The sequence below is a fragment of the Enterobacter cancerogenus genome, from assembly GCF_019047785.1.
Lineage (GTDB): Bacteria > Pseudomonadota > Gammaproteobacteria > Enterobacterales > Enterobacteriaceae > Enterobacter > Enterobacter cancerogenus.
Genome location: NZ_CP077290.1, coordinates 1,058,288 through 1,074,220 on the forward strand (window position 1 = coordinate 1,058,288; position 15,933 = coordinate 1,074,220).

Genomic DNA, 15,933 nt, shown 5'->3' on the forward strand with positions numbered 1-15,933 from the left:
TTATTGTTTAAACGGATTACGCGTCGTGGTTGCGCTGGCTTTCACCGGCGCAGCGCTCACTGACGGCTCGCTCGGGTATGCGGGCATCACCGGGTTGTTGGCGTTCGTCACGATCCCAAGCTTCTGCTCTTCCAGACGCTGCTGCTGACGCGCGCGGATCTGGTCATATTTCTCCTTCGACGCGGCGCTGTAGTTATCGTCGTCGCGCAGCACCGTGGTATGGATAAACACCATCAGGTTACGCTTCGAGGTATCCTCGGAGGTGTAGCGGAACAGCTGGCCCACCAGCGGGATATCCCCCAGCAATGGCACCTTGGAGACGGTCTCTTTGGTGACGTTCTCCATCAGGCCGCCCAGCACCACGGTCTGGCCGCTGTGTACCATCACTTCGTTATTGATGGTACGGGTGTTAAAGGTCGGGCCGAGGCTCGCATCTTCGGTGGCGCTGGCGTCCACGCTGGACACTTCCTGCTCAATCTTCAGGTGGATCATGTCGCCGTCGTTGATCTGCGGCACAATCTTCAGCTTGGTACCCACCGTCTTACGCTCCACGGAGTTAAAGACGTTGTCGCCGCTGGTGGTCTGGGAACCGGACAGTACCGGTACATCCTGACCCACGTTGAACGACGCTTCTTTGTTATCCAGCGTCACGACGCTCGGCGTAGAGAGAATATCGTTCTTCGACCCGGTGGAGAGCGCGGTCACCAGCGCACCGAAGTCGCCGTTGAAGAAGCCGGTCGCCAGGCCGGTGAACGCGGTGCCTTTCATGGTGCCGTTTTTCACCTGGCTGATAGGCAGGCCCGTTGCGCCAAACTGAACGCCACCGTGCTTGCCGGTCCACTGCACGCCCAGATCCATGCCGTTACCGTCCTGCACTTCCGCAATGATGGCTTCCACCAGCACCTGCGGACGACGGATATCGAGCTTGTCGATCACTTTTTCCAGCGAGTTCATCACGTTAGGCTGGGCGGTGATCACCAGCGAGTTGGTGGACTCGTCGGCAGTAATGTTCAGATCGCTTGAGGCCGTGGCGGTTTTGCTTTTCGGCGCGCCCGGTTTGTCTTTCAGCTGCTCGCCGATGCCGGTCAACACCGGAACCACCTTGGCGGCGTTAGCATATTTCAGGTAGAACACGCGGGTGTTACCCTCGTTGTTCTGCTCGCGATCCAGCTGGCCGATCAGGGTGCGGGTGCGCGAACGCGCATCTTCCGAACCGCTGATCACCAGGCTGTTGGTTTCGTCGTCGGCCACCACTTTGGTCGCCAGCTGCGGCGCGTTCTGCCCTTTTTGCTCTTCGTTGTTGAGGTTATTCAACATTTCCGACAGCTCTTTGGCAGAGGCGTAGCGCAGGGGCACAATCTCACGGCGCTGCACGCCGTCTCTGTCAACGCGCTGCACCAGGTCCACCAGGCGGTTCACCACCGAGGCTTTACCGGTTAACAGCAGCACGTTAGACGGCTCGAAATGCACCACGTTACCGATGCCCGAGGCGTCGTTAAGCTGGCGCAGCAGCGGGGCCAGTTCACGCACCGGCACGTTTTCCATCCGCACAACGCGGGTGATGATCTCATCGCCCTTGCCGGGGTTTTTGCTGTCCGCCAGCGGCACGCCAGCAGTACGTGCAACGCTTGAGCGCACCACTTTTACCATCCCGTTGTCCATCGGGATCACCGACAGGCCGTACAGGTCCAGCACGCTCAGGAAGAACTGATAATATTCATCTTCCGACAGCACGTTATAGGTTCTGACCGAGACCGTTCCCTGAACGGAAGGATCGACCAGAATCGTTTTATTAAGATTACGACCAACCGTATCGATAAATTCACGGATATCGGTATTTTTAAAACTTGCGCTAAAGTTAGCTGCAAACAGCGAACCGGAATATAACGACAATGCGGTCAGCGCCACGCACGCCCATGGAAATTTCTTCATGTCTGTACACTTGTTAATTGTTTAGAACATTAACCCGAATATTTTCAAGGTGAGCGTGACGTTTCACAACGACCTCCGCTTCTTTCATTTTTGACCAGCTGGCAATAATGTTTTTTGCTTCAGCTTGTTTGGTCATATCGACAGAATTGACTTTCACCGCCACATCGCCTTTTTGCAGGCCGGAGTGGCTATAAAAGGCAGAGGCATTGCGTGGATTGATCTTATATCCCTCCAGTTCGCCCTTTTCGATTAACGGCTTTAACACCAGATAATCATCCAGATGCACACTGTCCGCGCCCGGATCTTTTGTCGATTTGGTTACCGGGCCGCTGTCGACGCCGCCCTTAAAGTAGTCTGGTTTTTTGAGCGCCAGCACCTGCTCAGTGCCTGCGTAGTTGACCACCACGTTATCGCTGTTAATTTCTTCGATATACGCATCGTCAAATCCGGTGAGGTTTTCCCCCTCCCGGTAGCTTTTCTGGCCCGCAGGCGTTTTAATCACGGCAAACGACAGCCACGCCTCGTCGCTGCTGACAATACCTTCGATTTCAGCAGCCAGTGGGGCTTTTGCCGCAGCTGGCAGACTTTGCTGACGGACGGCGGCGGTGAAAAGCGCAAACGCTTTTTCATCCTGACGTTTTTTTTGCGGTTTTACATTCGCGTTCGCCAGTTTGTTTGACACTCTTTTATAATCTTTAAAGATGACGTATCCCTGCTGACCGCAAAAAATCAGGGTCAAAAACATAATACAGGGCATCATCAACCGGGGAAGAAATGAGAACCTCATTATTCATCTGGCCTTTAGCAAAGCGATAATAAGCAGCATCGTGCTGCGCCAATATGTGACATAAATAGTAATTATCTGCTCGCGAAGCGACCACCTGCTTCGCCATTAACTTTGATGAAGAAAAATATTGACAGAGAAAAAACGGGATGTTAGAGGGTCACAACAGGTTATTTTTACCCTGATGGCAAATTGACCACCCGACGGGCTTAACGTACTTTTCTGCACTATTGCTATTCATGTGAAGAGACGGTAAGTCGTATGTATCAGAGTCATTTTAATTTCCAGAAGCCGCCGTTTAAAAAAGTCACTCGCGCCTCGGGTGATTTTTTTGTGCCTTATCATCAGGACATCTTTAATCTGTTGAAGGAAAAAACCCAGCAGGCGGGTATTACGGGACTCTTTTGCAACGATGCCCCCCTGCTCGGCGAATTCAGCGATGCGCTGAAATCTCACAGCCAGACGGTCCTTGCGATTAACGCTTTCCCTAAACTGAGCGCCAGTAGCCTGCTGTACAAGCTCAGTCCGGGTACGAAAGAGAGTAAAACCCGCATTCAGGCCATCGACGCCGTGATCCGCCAGTGGCAGGACGCCGCCTCTTCACGCAAACCTGCCGGCAAAGTGGTGATCGTCTCTCACATGGAAGCCATGAAGGATAACTGCCGTGAGGTCCTGGGCATGTTGTTGACCCGCGCGCAGGAGCTGGAGTTTCGCTTGTCGATTGTGCTGATGGGGTCAGCCGAGCAGGAAGCGGTGCTGATGCAGCACTCCGGCCTTCAGGAGTATGTCCACACCCACCACACCCTGCGATCTATGACCTGCCGCGAAACCCTGGGCTATGTTCAGGCCCAGTGCGAAGACAGCGGCTGTGAAACGTCACCGCTCGCCCCGGCCCGCGTGCGCAAAATGCATACGCTGACCAAAGGCAGCATCAGTAAATTCAACGCCCTGGCCCACCTCGCCCTGCTTGCCGCCTGGACAGAGCGTGCGTCGGCGGTGGGTCCACGTCATTTACGTCTGGCCACCAGCGAAATTTTACCGGCCAAAAAACACGGGACGCGCCTGGCGACCGTCGGTTTATTTGCGTCGGTGCTGTTTGCCGCCTGCGGCTGGTATATGACCTCGGCGATCACCGCAAAATTGCCGGTGCAGCTGCCCGTCCCGGTGAGCTGGAAACAGCAGACGCCGCATAAAACGGCGCCGGTTGTGCCGGTCATCGACCACGAAGTGGTTAACCAGCCGGATGCCATGCATCAGCTTTATCAGATGTGGGGATATGACGCTTCCGCCGATGATGCGCTGTGCCAGAACGCGTCGAAGGTTAATTTGATGTGTCGCCAGGGCAACGCGCCGCTGAGTGAACTGGCAAAAGAGGGGTATCCGTGGGTCAGCGAAATGCACACCGGCGGCCACCTTAACTATGCCGTTGTCGCCCGCGTCGGGGATAACACCCTGGATCTCTTAATGAACGGTCGGACCTGGCAGGTGACCCGCAACTGGTATAGCCAGCATGCAACGGGGAACTACACCCAGCTGCATCGCCTGACGCCGCAGGGCAAAGACGAAATCAGCGCTGCCAGCAGCGGTAAAGATCTGGAATGGCTCGATCAGCAGTTGAGCCAGGCGCTTGCGGAGCCTGAAACCCACGCGCAGAGCTGGACCGCTGAAATGATGAAACGCACCCGTGAGTTCCAGCAAAAAATGGATCTCCATGTCGATGGCATCCCCGGCGAAGATACGCTGATGCAGTTGATGCGTGAAACCAATACTACCCCCAGCGTGCTGATCCAGGCATCGCAGTCGGGATCGGATGCGACCACGCAAGAGAAGAAATCATAATGTCTACGATATGTCTCGCTGCCCAGCGCAGCTACGAGACCGGGGAAGCGGTCTGGTTTTCGTATCGCTTCCCCGGCCTGAAAAAAATCTTTGGCACCACCTTCTTATGGCTGCTGGTGCTGTGCGTCCTTATTGGCGCAGGACTGTACGCGCACGTTTACTGGAACCTGCGCCACCCTGCGCCGGTCACAACGAAGGTCAACACGGTGAAGCCGGAAGCCATCTTGTCTGATATGCATTATATATATGTCAGCAAGCCGTTCCCGCATCCGCAGCCTAAGCCGATCCCGGTGCATGAGGATGTTCCCGCGATGCAGGATGTGCCGATTAACAGTGACGATGCAGACTGGCAGCAGGCGCCGGACGGCGTTGCAGAACCCGAGCACGATACCTCGCGGGATACCCTTCCCGGAACGGAAGAACATGACGCGGCGAGCGCAGAGTCCGATGACGATTCATCGTCCCTGAAGACGTTGTTTATGAAGGCATTAAAAGAACAACAGCAAGATTATTCTCAAGGAAAAACGCCCGCGCCACCGATTGATGAAACGCAGGATATATCACATATTAACGATACTCATCAGGAGAAAGCGCCGTCTCCTTTAAGTCAAAAAGGAGATCGGCTGGAGTGATTAATATTTTTCTGGCAGCGTAGTGAGATTCAGGAGACGTCCTTTTTCCACCACGATATATTGACCTTTTTTCAGGTCGGAGAGAATTTTAATGATGGTACTGCGGGCCAGGTTGGTGTATTCCTGAATATAATCATAAACGTTAATATCGCGTTGATGATGAACAATCAGCTCATTAATTTCTAACAGGAATTCACGTACAACCGAATAGGCGCTGCGGGCAACGAGAACATCGTCACGCTTGCTGAGCATGCAGATGTACCAGGACAACACTTTTGTCAGCTGCGGCCACAGGTTTTTGTCGGTCATTAACGCCATAAACTCCTCTTTGTCGATGGAGCGAACCACCGTGTTGGCCCGCACCAGGCCGTACATATGGGATGAGTTATAGTAAATGGACGACAGGCCAAAGATGCACTGCCCTTGCAGAGAGAACATGCACAGCTCGTCAGATTCGCGGCGGAACTCCACGTCACCGCTGACGATGATATGGATTTTGCCTGAATCAGACGTGGAAATTTTTTGCCATTTCTTTAAGGTTTTTTCTTCATAACCTGAGGTTGCAGAAATAATGGTTTCCATTTCCTGTTGAGGACGTAATTTTTTACCGTAGATACTTAACATTGTTATACCCGCATAAGATTAAAGTTAAAATAAAATGAGGTTACGGAAGAAAACCGAAACCTAAAAATGAGGTCCTGACTGGCAAAAAAGAAATGAGAGAAAATCGTCTTGTTTATTTTTTATGATTACTTAGCAAGCTATGTGTCTATATTAAATGCGGGTAAATTTAAGTCAATTTACTAAAAATTAATTTAGATTGAATCTAGGATTAATCTGATGAAAGTAAATGTAAAACTACCAGGTTCGGAGTAATCCCGAAGGATTACCCCTGTCCGTATTTTTCTAAAAGCGCTTCGGCAATCGCCATGGTTTCCCGATCGGCTACACCGTCCCAGCGCTGCGGGCGAAAATGCATCTGGAAAGCCATAATGATGCGCTTTTGCTGCGCGGCGGTGCTGTTTTCCGGCACCTCGTAGCCATAGCGCGCCAGCAGCCTGAGCAGTGCGGCGGTATCCACCGCCTGATAAGGCGGCTGTCCGTCCAGGTAAAAGGCGACGCGGTGCGGATCGGGCCAGGCCCCAATACCCTGCTCCGCCAGCTCACGCCACGGGAAAAGCGGCCCCGGATCGTCTTTGCGCTGCGGGGCGATATCCGCATGGGCCACCACGTTTTCGGGCTTAATGTTGTAGCGGGCGACAATATCTTTGGCGAGCGGGATCAGCGCGGCGATCTGTGCCGGTTCAAACGGCGCGAAATACTTCATGCCTGCCGCTTTTTGCCAGCCGCGATTTTCCAGCTCAATGCCTATCGAGGTGTCGTTTATGCGATTGGTTCCGCGCCAGAAGCTGATGCCCGCGTGCCAGGCCAGCTCGCTTTCGGGGACCAGCTGCCAGATGCGCGGTTTGCCGTCGGGCGCGGGGGGACGGGCGGGGATCAAATAGTGCGAACTGACATTTTTGTCCGTCAGCGTGGCAAGCGAGGTATCAAAATCATCGGCGGTATAGTGAATAACCAGCACCTTGATACGCGGGTAGGCCGCCTGCGCCTGATGGCGCGTATCCAGCTCGTAGGCACCCTTATCAACGATGCCTTTTTCCGTGGCACAGCCTGCCAGCATCAGCGCCAGCAGGAGCGTTGAGAGCGTACGTTTCATCGACGGGTTTTCACCGCCGTACCGCTAACGCTGACCATCAGCATACTGGCATCTTTGCCGACGGTTTCGTAGTCGATATCAATGCCGACCACCGCATCCGCCCCGAGGGCTTTCGCCTGCTCGCCCAGCTCTTTGAAGGCAATTTCTCGCGCCTTACGCAGCTCTTTCTCATACGCGCCAGAACGTCCGCCGACGATATCGCGGATCCCGGCAAAAAAGTCGCGGAAGATGTTGGCACCCAGAATGGCTTCGCCCGTGACGACGCCGCAATATTCGGTAATAGGCTGCCCTTCCAGGGTTGGGGTCGTTGAAAATTGCATGGTTAATCTCCTTCTTTAGCGTTCAATGCCTTAGGCCATAACTTCATCAGCATTATCGGTTCGTTACGCTATGATTGAAAGGATAGTTAATAAATAAGGAAATCAACATGCGCTACTCTGCTTTAACGCTTTTAGTGCCTTGCGCGCTGGTGCTCAGCGCGTGCACCACCCCGGTGACACCCGCCTTTAAGGATATTGGTACTCGCAGCGGCCCCTGCATCGAGGGTGGCCCGGATGCCGTCGCGCAGCAATTCTATGATTATCGCATTCAGCATCGCGGTAACGACATGACTGCCCTGCGCCCTTATCTGAGCGATGGCCTGGCAAAACTGCTTAACGATGCGTCGCGCAATCCTCAGCATAACGCCCTGCTGAGCGCCGATCCGTTCTCAAGCCGTGCAACGCTGCCGGACAGCGCCGAGGTCTCCAGCGCGTCCACCATCCCAAACACCGATGCGCGCAACATTCCACTGCGCGTTAAACTGACCCAGGGCTCCCAGACCTGGCAGGATGAAGTGCTGATGATCCGCGAGGGCCAGTGCTGGGCCGTTGACGACGTGCGCTACATCGGCGGCAACGTTCATGCCCCGGCGGGCACGCTTCGCCAGTCGATTGAGAACCGCTAAACCCATCGGTGGAAATCTGTTAACCCGGTAAAATGTCCGGCATTTCTGATGGAATGCCGACATTTATTCTCGCGGTCTTAGGGCATCGCTATTTTGTGCTATGTTTAGAGGAGTTAACGGGTTATATTTAACTTTTAACGCAGAAATATTGCATAACTATTCTGTCAACGGTACTATCTGCGGCCTCAATTGCTATAGATTGCCTGGATGAGTAAAGACTGCCCCGATGAGTATTAAACTAAACGGCATTAACTGCTTCTACGGCGCACACCAGGCGCTGTTCGACATCACGCTGAGCTGCCCCGAAGGCGAAACCTTGGTATTACTTGGCCCAAGCGGCGCGGGTAAAAGCTCTCTTCTGCGTGTCCTTAATCTGCTTGAAATGCCCCGTTCAGGTACGCTGGCGATCGCCGGTAACCATTTCGATTTCGCTAAAACGCCTTCTGATAAAGCGATCCGCGAACTGCGTCAAAACGTCGGCATGGTATTCCAGCAATACAATCTTTGGCCTCACCTTACGGTGGTGCAGAACCTTATTGAAGCGCCGTGCCGCGTGCTTGGCTTAAGCAAAGACCAGGCGATGGCGCGTGCCGAAAAGCTGCTGGAGCGTCTGCGCCTTAAGCCGTACAGCGATCGTTATCCGCTGCACCTTTCCGGCGGTCAGCAGCAGCGCGTGGCCATTGCCCGTGCGCTGATGATGGAGCCAGCCGTGCTGCTGTTTGATGAGCCTACCGCCGCGCTGGACCCGGAAATTACCGCCCAGATCGTCAGCATTATTCGTGAACTGGCGGAAACCAATATTACGCAGGTCATCGTTACCCATGAAGTGGAAGTGGCGCGCAAAACCGCCAGCCGCGTGGTGTACATGGAAAACGGGTATATCGTTGAGCAAGGTGATGCGAGTTGTTTCACTCAACCGCAAACCGACGCCTTCAAAAACTACTTATCACACTGATGTGTTAGGGAAAAAGATAATGAAAAAAGTATTGATTGCCGCGCTGCTCGCTAGCGTCAGCCTTTCCGCTACCGCAGCTCAGACCATTCGTTTCGCCACTGAAGCGTCTTATCCTCCGTTTGAATCCATTGATGCCAACAATAAGATTGTCGGCTTTGATGTGGACCTGGCTAACGCCCTGTGTAAAGAGATTGATGCGACCTGTACCTTCAGCAACCAGGCCTTCGACAGCCTGATCCCAAGCCTGAAGTTCCGTCGTATCGACGCCGTAATGGCGGGCATGGACATCACCCCTGAGCGTGAAAAACAGGTTCTGTTCACCACCCCTTACTATGACAACTCTGCGCTGTTCATCGGTCAGAAAGGGAAATACGCCTCTGTTGATCTGCTGAAAGGCAAGAAAGTGGGCGTGCAGAACGGCACGACGCACCAGAAATTCATCATGGATAAGCATCCTGAAATCACCACCGTGCCGTATGACAGCTACCAGAATGCGAAGCTGGATCTGCAAAACGGTCGTATCGATGCGGTGTTCGGGGATACGGCAGTTGTCACTGAATGGCTGAAAGCCAACGACAAGCTGGCCGCCGTGGGTGACAAAGTGACCGACAAAGATTACTTCGGTACCGGCCTGGGCATTGCCGTGCGTCAGGGCAACACCGAGCTGCAGCAGAAATTCAACGCTGCGCTGGAGAAAGTGAAGAAAGACGGCACCTACGAAACCATCTACAAAAAATGGTTCCAGAAGTAATTCCTGATGAATGAAATTTTTCCTTTAGCAAGCGCCGCCGGGATGACCGTCGGCCTTGCCGTTTGTGCATTGATTATCGGCCTCGTGCTGGCGATGTTCTTTGCGGTGTGGGAGTCAGCGAAATGGCGTCCCGTCGCATGGGCAGGCTCCGCGCTGGTAACCGTGCTGCGTGGGCTACCCGAGATTCTGGTGGTCCTGTTTATCTATTTCGGCTCCTCACAGCTGCTGTTAACCCTGTCGGACGGCTTTAACATCAATCTTGGCTTTGCACAGATCCCGGTGCAGATGCAGATTGAAAACTTCGACGTTAGCCCGTTCCTGTGCGGCGTGATTGCCCTCTCCCTGCTCTACTCCGCCTACGCCTCGCAAACCCTGCGCGGCGCGCTGAAAGCGGTGCCGCAGGGCCAGTGGGAGTCCGGCCAGGCGCTGGGGCTGTCGAAAGCGGCGATCTTCTTCCGTCTGGTGATGCCGCAGATGTGGCGTCACGCGCTGCCGGGGCTGGGCAACCAGTGGCTGGTGCTGCTCAAAGACACCGCGCTGGTCAGCCTGATCAGCGTTAACGATTTAATGCTGCAAACCAAGAGTATCGCTACCCGCACCCAGGAGCCGTTTACCTGGTACATCGTGGCGGCGGCTATCTACCTGGTCATCACGTTGCTTAGCCAGTACATCCTCAAGCGTATTGATCTGCGTGCAACGCGTTTTGAACGGAGACCAGGCTGATGCTTGACTATTTACCCGAGTTGATGAAAGGGCTGCACACCAGCCTGACGCTGACCGTCGCCTCCATCGTGGTGGCGCTGATCCTGGCGCTGATCTTCACCATCATCCTGACGCTGAAAACGCCGGTGCTGGTGTGGATTGTGCGCGCCTATATCACGCTGTTTACCGGTACGCCGCTGCTGGTGCAGATCTTCCTGATTTACTACGGCCCGGGTCAGTTCCCGTCGCTGCAGGAGTATCCGGTTATCTGGCATCTGCTCTCGGAGCCGTGGCTGTGCGCCCTGATTGCGCTCTCGCTCAACAGCGCGGCCTACACCACCCAGCTGTTCTACGGGGCCATTCGCGCCATCCCGGAAGGCCAGTGGCAGTCCTGCGGGGCGCTCGGCATGAGCAAGAAAGACACCCTGGCGATCCTGCTGCCCTACGCCTTTAAGCGTGCGCTCTCTTCGTATTCCAACGAAGTGGTGCTGGTGTTCAAAAGTACCTCCCTGGCCTACACCATCACCCTGATGGAAGTGATGGGCCACGGACAACTGCTGTACGGACGCACCTACGACGTGATGGTGTTTGGCGCGGCGGGTCTGGTCTATCTGGTGGTCAACGGTTTGCTGACCCTGATGATGCGTTTGATTGAGCGTAAAGCCCTGGCGTTTGAGCGCAGATCGTAGGCCGGGTAAGCGCAGCGCCATCCGGCAAGAAATGCATAAATGTGATTAATAAACGCGGGTAACTTTCTGGTTATCCGCTTTTTTTTATCCCTATATAAATATTTAATCATTTATATTGCATACAAATTCATTAAATGGCATTGTACTTTCATAAGACCTACAGACGGGAGTCGTACAATGAAAAAGTTAGTCCTGGCCGCATTACTGGCAACCTTTGCCGCTGGCGCATCCGCTGCGGATAAAATCAATTTCGGCGTTTCCGCCACCTATCCGCCGTTTGAATCGCTGGATGCCAGCAACCAGATCGTCGGGTTTGATATCGACCTGGCAAAAGCGCTGTGCAAACAGATGCAGGCCGACTGCACCTTCACTAACCACGCGTTCGACAGCCTGATCCCGTCTCTGAAATTCAAAAAATATGACGCGGTGATCTCCGGGATGGACATCACGCCGGAGCGCAGCAAGCAGGTCTCTTTCACTGACCCGTACTACGCAAACTCAGCCGTGGTGATTGCGAAGAAAGGCGCTTATACCGCTTTCGATCAGCTGAAAGGCAAACGCATTGGGATGGAAAACGGCACCACGCATCAGAAATATCTGCAGGACAAACATCCTGAAGTGAAAACCGTGGCCTACGACAGCTACCAGAACGCGATTATCGATCTGAAAAATGGCCGTATCGATGGCGTCTTTGGCGATACCGCCGTGGTTAACGAGTGGCTGAAAACCAACCCGCAGCTGGGTACCGCCACCGAGAAAGTGACCGATCCGCAGTACTTCGGCACCGGTCTGGGCATTGCCGTGCGTCCGGACAACAAAGCCCTGCTGGAGAAACTGAACGGCGCGCTGAAAGCGATTAAAGCTGACGGTACTTACCAGAAAATCAGCGATCAGTGGTTCCCGCAGTAATTCCTTTTGCCGGGTGACGGCTTCGCCTTACCCGGTCTACGGGGGTGGTCTGTAGGCCGGGTAAACGCAGCGCCACCCGGCGATTTCTCACAGTGGCACGTAAAACCTGAACCTGGCCCCGCTCACCGACTCCATCAGCCCAATCCCGCCGCCGTGCAGTTCCAGCATTCTTCTCACGATCAACAGCCCTAACCCGCCCCGGTTTTCCCGCGATGCCTGTGGATTGAGCGCAGAAGGACGCTGAAACAGATCGTCACGCAGCGCGTCATCGACGCCCGTTCCGCTGTCTGCCACCTCAACCTGCAACTGCCCATTCTCCTGCCACACCGTCAGGCGGATCTCGCCACCGGTGGGCGTATGGCGAATGGCGTTATCCAGCAGGTTGGTCACTACCCGCTCGATCATCGACACATCGGCGTTGACCAGCGGCAGCGGCCCCGGCACGTCAACATGCAGCTTCAGCTCACGCGTGCGCGCAGCCAGCTCGAACTTCTGCACCACGTCGGAGATCAGCTCCGCCATAGCAAAACGTTCGCGCTGGGGTTTGATGCCGCCATGCTCCAGCCGCGCCAGCTCAAACAGTTGCTGCGACAGATGACGCACCTTCTGCCCCTGACGCAGGGCGGTCGCGAGATACTGCTGATGCTCCTGCGGAGTCAGCGTGGCGGATTTGAGCGACAGCGTCTCCAGATAGCCCAGCAGCGAGGTCAGCGGCGTGCGCAGATCGTGCGAGATATTGGCGATAAACTCCCGGCGCTGGCGGTCGCTGTCGGCCAGCCGATCCCACTGAGAGGTGATTTTGCGGGCCAGCTCGATAAAGGTATTGCGCAGGATCGCGACTTCGTCGTTCAGGGCCGGCTCAAGCCGCTCTGCCGCCAGCTGTTTGATGGCGGTGATGCTGTCGTGCTCAAGCCCGGTCACCTCGTGCGTAAGCTGTTTAACCGGACGCGTAACCCAGTACCAAATCAGAACGCCGGCCAGCAGGCCAAACAGCGCCACCCACAGCAGCGACCACAGCACGGTGCTCCAGAGCGCTTTGTGCCAGGCCATCCCTGCCAGCGCGTTAGACTCCTCGCCCTGCAAAATGATGTACAGATAGCCTTTCAGCTCCCCGTCCTGGCGCAGCGGCGTCGCGCTGAACACTTTCTTATTCTGGCTGCGCGGATCGTCACCCAGCACCGGCATTGAGGCGCCGCTCAGGAAGGACTGCACAGGCGCAAGGTCGATTTTTTGCCGCTGGATATGGCCCGGCGGCGCAGCATCGGCCAGCACGTCACCATCGGGAGAGATAACGTACAGCTCAACGCTCGGATTAAAGGTCATCAGCCGGTCAAACAGCGGTTTCAGCGCGCTGCGGTCAACGGTGCCCTGCGCATCCAGAATCGGCTCACGCTGCACAATTTGCTGGGCAAGCCCGCCGGACAGGCGCTGGACCATGGCGTTACCGTACTGCATGCTGGTGTAGAGCTGCACCGCGCAGGCGACGGCGGCGCAGAGCATCATCAGCAGGATAAACAGCAGCGTCAGACGCTGGCTCAGGCTAAAGCGGCGCATCGTCGTTCAGCTCCGCAAATTTATAGCCCTTGCCCCAGACGGTGCGCACGATCTCCGGCTCGGCGGCATCTTTTTCAATCTTGATCCGCAGGCGGTTGATGTGGGTGTTAACCGTGTGCTCGTAGCCTTCGTGCTGATAGCCCCAGACCTGCTCCAGCAGCTCGAGACGCGAAAAGACTTCTCCGGGGTGGCGGGCAAAAAAGTAGAGCAGCTCGAATTCGCGCGGGGTGAGATCAACCTCCTGCCCGTTAAGCCGCACCGTGCGCGCCAGCGGATCGAGCGTCAGGCCGTGCGCGTGAATGTGTCCGTCGTTCTGCGCCTGCCCCATCGCCTGCTGGCGGCGGAACAGCGCTTTAATGCGCGCAATCAGCTCCTGCACCGAAAAGGGTTTGGCGAGGTAATCGTCGGCCCCGGTTTCGAGGCCGGTAATACGGTCGGTTTCGCTGCTGCGGGCGCTGATAATGATCACTGGCAGGTAGCGGGTCATCTGGCGGATGCGGCGACAAATTTCGAGGCCGTCGACACTGGGGAGCATCAGGTCGAGGATCACCGCGTCCCAGGGCTGTTTTTCAAGCAGGCGTAACGCGTTGCCCCCGTCAGGCTCGTGGGTAATGGTGTAGCCTTCGTCTTCCAGGTTGAGGCGCAGGAGCGCCGCAATATCGCGATCGTCCTCCACCAGCAGGATTTGCTTCATGGGTAAGCCTTTATTCAATTCTTATGAGGTAAGCTTACCTGATTTTGTGGGCGGGAAGAGTTCACATTTTGTTGAACATTGTGCGGGTTTGTTGCCGGGTGGCGGCTACGCCTTACCCGGCCTACGCTTTGGCTAACAACGTCAACACTTCGTAATGCGCGGTATGCGGGAACATATCAAAAAGCTGAACGCGTTCAATGCGGTAGCCCGGCAGGTGAGCGATATCTTTCGCCATCGTCCGGGCGTTGCAGCTGGAATAGACGATGTACGCCGGTGCCATCTGGCTCAGATAATCGCAAAGCGGTTTGCCGATGCCGCGGCGCGGCGGGTTGACCAATACTAATTCCGGCACGTTGCCCTGCCCGGTCGCAAACTGGGTGGAATCCAGTGCCTGGACGTGGAGGTTTGTTAACCCCAGTTCGGCGGCGGACTGCGTCGCGCAGGCAATCGCCTCGGCGGAGATTTCAATCCCGGTCAGCTGCATCTCCGGGGTGGCGCAGTGCAGGCCAAAGCCGCCCACGCCGCAGAACAGATCCCACATATGGCCGATATTGAGGGCACGAACCCAGTCGCGCGCGGTGGCGTACAGCGCGCTCGCCACCGTCGGGTTGGTCTGGAAGAAGCTCTGCGGGCGGATCCACAGCGGCACGCCGTTGAAGGTCTCCGCCAGCGCATGCTGCCCGGTAAGAAAGATCTCTTTCTCCCCCTCCATGATCGCCATATGCACCGGCTGAATATTCACGGTGATGACCTTTAGCTGCGGAAGCTGCTGTTGCAGCCACGGCAGCGCCGCGCGAAGCTGTTCCAGCCGGGATTCTGAGCGCAGGACAAAGCGCAGCATCATCCCGCCGTCCCTCTGGCTTTCGGTGAGCAGCAGGTATTTCAGCTCGCCGCGCTTGCGGGCAACGTTATAGGGCGTTAACCCGGCGCGGGCGATAAACGGCTTGAGTGCCGCAAAAACCGGTTTAAAGGATTCTGGATACAGCGGGCAGTCGATTAAATCTTCCGGGGTGCCGTCGCGGTGCAGCATGCCCAGCAGCGGTCGTTCCACGCTGCCGCTGACCACCATTTTGGCCTTATTGCGAAAACCCTGCTCTGGTCCACTGACGGATGCGCACCACTCGCCCACCGCATGGTCAGCCAGGAGCTGCTGAAGGTCGGCCATTTTGGCGGCGAGTTGTTGGGAGACCGGCTGTTCAATCCACTGACAGGAGCGGCAGCGACCGGCGTCATAGAGTGCGCACTGCATATGAAAACCTTAAGAATGGCGGGGGCTGCGATTATACACATTATTGCAGACGGAAAAACCGCCTGCTTGCGGCGGGTGCAAAGAGCAGGCACAGCACCAGCGCATCCGGAAGTTTTTGCATCACCAGCGAATGGAATATCTCGCGCTTAGAGCCTCCCGCGATGCTGAACAGCTCCGGGTAGCCATAGCCCAGCGAGGCGGCCCACAGGTAGGTGGCGGCAGTCACCTGGGTCAGCAGATAGGTCCAGCGCGCCCAGTTGCGCCCCTTCACCAGCGAGAAGGCACAGTAAATTTCAATAAATACCAGCGCCAGGCTGCTCATAAAGACCAGCGTCAGGTTCCAGGTCTGGACGCTGCGGTGAATAAATTCTCCCATGCCGCGCACGCCCAGGGTGTTGAAGATCATCAACACGTCCAGACAGCGGATCATAATAATGGCGAGCGCCGCCACCTGCACCAGCGCAGGGACGTTCGGACGAGCATGCGTATGACGTGTTTTTTGAAAGAATCCCAATGTTTTTACTTCCCTGAAAAACAGTGCCGCGTCTTGCGCGGCACTTCACTGGAAATTTTAAATGCT

The 15,933-nt window shown here is 55.6% G+C and carries 18 protein-coding genes; 8 read left to right on the top strand and 10 right to left on the bottom strand.

All coding sequences use genetic code 11. From position 1 onward, the window contains the following. Genes gspD through I6L58_RS04940 form a run of 3 tightly spaced genes read right to left on the bottom strand, consistent with a single transcriptional unit; the run spans position 1 to position 2,825 of the window. Positions 1-1,932, bottom strand: a complete 1,932-nt coding sequence (gene gspD, locus I6L58_RS04930; RefSeq protein WP_006174339.1) for a type II secretion system secretin GspD — start codon at positions 1,930-1,932, stop codon at positions 1-3. A 13-nt stretch (positions 1,933-1,945) separates the two neighbouring features. Beyond that, a complete protein-coding gene (gene gspC, locus I6L58_RS04935; RefSeq protein ID WP_006174337.1) occupies positions 1,946-2,677 on the bottom strand; it encodes a type II secretion system protein GspC in 732 nt (243 codons plus the stop codon). After that, positions 2,628-2,825 (bottom strand): hypothetical protein, encoded by a 198-nt coding sequence (locus I6L58_RS04940; protein WP_006174335.1) that lies wholly within the window; start codon positions 2,823-2,825, stop codon positions 2,628-2,630. The genes gspC and I6L58_RS04940 overlap by 50 nt, the downstream gene beginning before the upstream one ends. Before the next feature lie 152 nt (positions 2,826-2,977). Between I6L58_RS04940 and I6L58_RS04945 the strand changes: the two genes are divergently transcribed. Together I6L58_RS04945 and I6L58_RS04950 are read left to right on the top strand one after the other, a co-directional pair. Next, positions 2,978-4,555 carry an ExeA family protein gene (locus tag I6L58_RS04945; RefSeq protein ID WP_088207594.1) on the top strand — a complete coding sequence of 526 codons (1,578 nt, stop codon included), beginning with the start codon at positions 2,978-2,980 and terminating at the stop codon, positions 4,553-4,555. Beyond that, on the top strand, positions 4,555-5,187 hold the full coding sequence (locus tag I6L58_RS04950) for a hypothetical protein (RefSeq protein WP_088207595.1): 633 nt from the start codon (positions 4,555-4,557) through the stop codon (positions 5,185-5,187). Before I6L58_RS04945 ends, I6L58_RS04950 begins: the two co-directional genes overlap by 1 nt. Here the strand turns inward: I6L58_RS04950 and I6L58_RS04955 are convergent, their stop codons facing one another. The 3 genes from I6L58_RS04955 to I6L58_RS04965 all read right to left on the bottom strand — a co-directional run bounded on the left by I6L58_RS04955 (position 5,188) and on the right by I6L58_RS04965 (position 7,224). Further along, positions 5,188-5,811, bottom strand: a complete 624-nt coding sequence (locus I6L58_RS04955) for a helix-turn-helix domain-containing protein (protein WP_006174329.1) — start codon at positions 5,809-5,811, stop codon at positions 5,188-5,190. Positions 5,812-6,073: 262 nt separating this feature from the next. Then, the gene (locus tag I6L58_RS04960; protein WP_088207596.1) at positions 6,074-6,904 is read right to left on the bottom strand and encodes an N-acetylmuramoyl-L-alanine amidase; all 831 of its coding nucleotides are present in this window, start codon (positions 6,902-6,904) and stop codon (positions 6,074-6,076) included. Next, positions 6,901-7,224 (bottom strand): heavy metal-binding domain-containing protein, encoded by a 324-nt coding sequence (locus I6L58_RS04965; RefSeq protein ID WP_006174327.1) that lies wholly within the window; start codon positions 7,222-7,224, stop codon positions 6,901-6,903. The genes I6L58_RS04960 and I6L58_RS04965 overlap by 4 nt, the downstream gene beginning before the upstream one ends. 107 nt (positions 7,225-7,331) lie before the next feature. Here I6L58_RS04965 and I6L58_RS04970 point away from each other — a divergent pair, with 107 nt between their 5' ends. From I6L58_RS04970 to artJ, 6 genes are all read left to right on the top strand, one after another. Further along, positions 7,332-7,850, top strand: coding sequence for a lipoprotein (locus I6L58_RS04970; protein WP_006174325.1), 519 nt, complete (start codon positions 7,332-7,334; stop codon positions 7,848-7,850). A 226-nt stretch (positions 7,851-8,076) separates the two neighbouring features. Beyond that, complete coding sequence (artP, locus tag I6L58_RS04975; RefSeq protein ID WP_006174323.1) at positions 8,077-8,805, top strand: arginine ABC transporter ATP-binding protein ArtP; 729 nt, start codon at positions 8,077-8,079, stop codon at positions 8,803-8,805. A 19-nt stretch (positions 8,806-8,824) separates the two neighbouring features. Then, positions 8,825-9,556, top strand: a complete 732-nt coding sequence (gene artI, locus I6L58_RS04980) for an arginine ABC transporter substrate-binding protein ArtI (protein WP_006174322.1) — start codon at positions 8,825-8,827, stop codon at positions 9,554-9,556. 6 nt (positions 9,557-9,562) lie between these two features. Beyond that, a complete protein-coding gene (gene artQ / locus I6L58_RS04985; protein WP_006174319.1) occupies positions 9,563-10,279 on the top strand; it encodes an arginine ABC transporter permease ArtQ in 717 nt (238 codons plus the stop codon). After that, positions 10,279-10,947: an arginine ABC transporter permease ArtM gene (artM, locus tag I6L58_RS04990; protein WP_058610354.1), complete on the top strand. Its 669-nt coding sequence runs from the start codon at positions 10,279-10,281 to the stop codon at positions 10,945-10,947. The genes artQ and artM overlap by 1 nt, the downstream gene beginning before the upstream one ends. 177 nt (positions 10,948-11,124) lie before the next feature. After that, entirely contained in the window at positions 11,125-11,856 is a 732-nt protein-coding gene (gene artJ / locus I6L58_RS04995) for an arginine ABC transporter substrate-binding protein ArtJ (protein WP_006174316.1), read from the top strand. Between the two features lie 87 nt (positions 11,857-11,943). Here artJ and I6L58_RS05000 read toward each other — a convergent pair whose 3' ends face one another. The 4 genes from I6L58_RS05000 to I6L58_RS05015 all read right to left on the bottom strand — a co-directional run bounded on the left by I6L58_RS05000 (position 11,944) and on the right by I6L58_RS05015 (position 15,891). Continuing rightward, the gene (locus I6L58_RS05000) at positions 11,944-13,410 is read right to left on the bottom strand and encodes a sensor histidine kinase (protein ID WP_006174314.1); all 1,467 of its coding nucleotides are present in this window, start codon (positions 13,408-13,410) and stop codon (positions 11,944-11,946) included. Continuing rightward, positions 13,397-14,104, bottom strand: a complete 708-nt coding sequence (locus tag I6L58_RS05005) for a response regulator transcription factor (RefSeq protein WP_058610357.1) — start codon at positions 14,102-14,104, stop codon at positions 13,397-13,399. Before I6L58_RS05005 ends, I6L58_RS05000 begins: the two co-directional genes overlap by 14 nt. 121 nt (positions 14,105-14,225) lie before the next feature. Then, positions 14,226-15,353: a 23S rRNA (uracil(747)-C(5))-methyltransferase RlmC gene (gene rlmC, locus I6L58_RS05010; RefSeq protein ID WP_088207597.1), complete on the bottom strand. Its 1,128-nt coding sequence runs from the start codon at positions 15,351-15,353 to the stop codon at positions 14,226-14,228. A gap of 40 nt (positions 15,354-15,393) precedes the next feature. Further along, positions 15,394-15,891 (bottom strand): YbjO family protein, encoded by a 498-nt coding sequence (locus I6L58_RS05015; RefSeq protein ID WP_088207598.1) that lies wholly within the window; start codon positions 15,889-15,891, stop codon positions 15,394-15,396. Between the last annotated feature and the right edge of the window lie 42 nt (positions 15,892-15,933).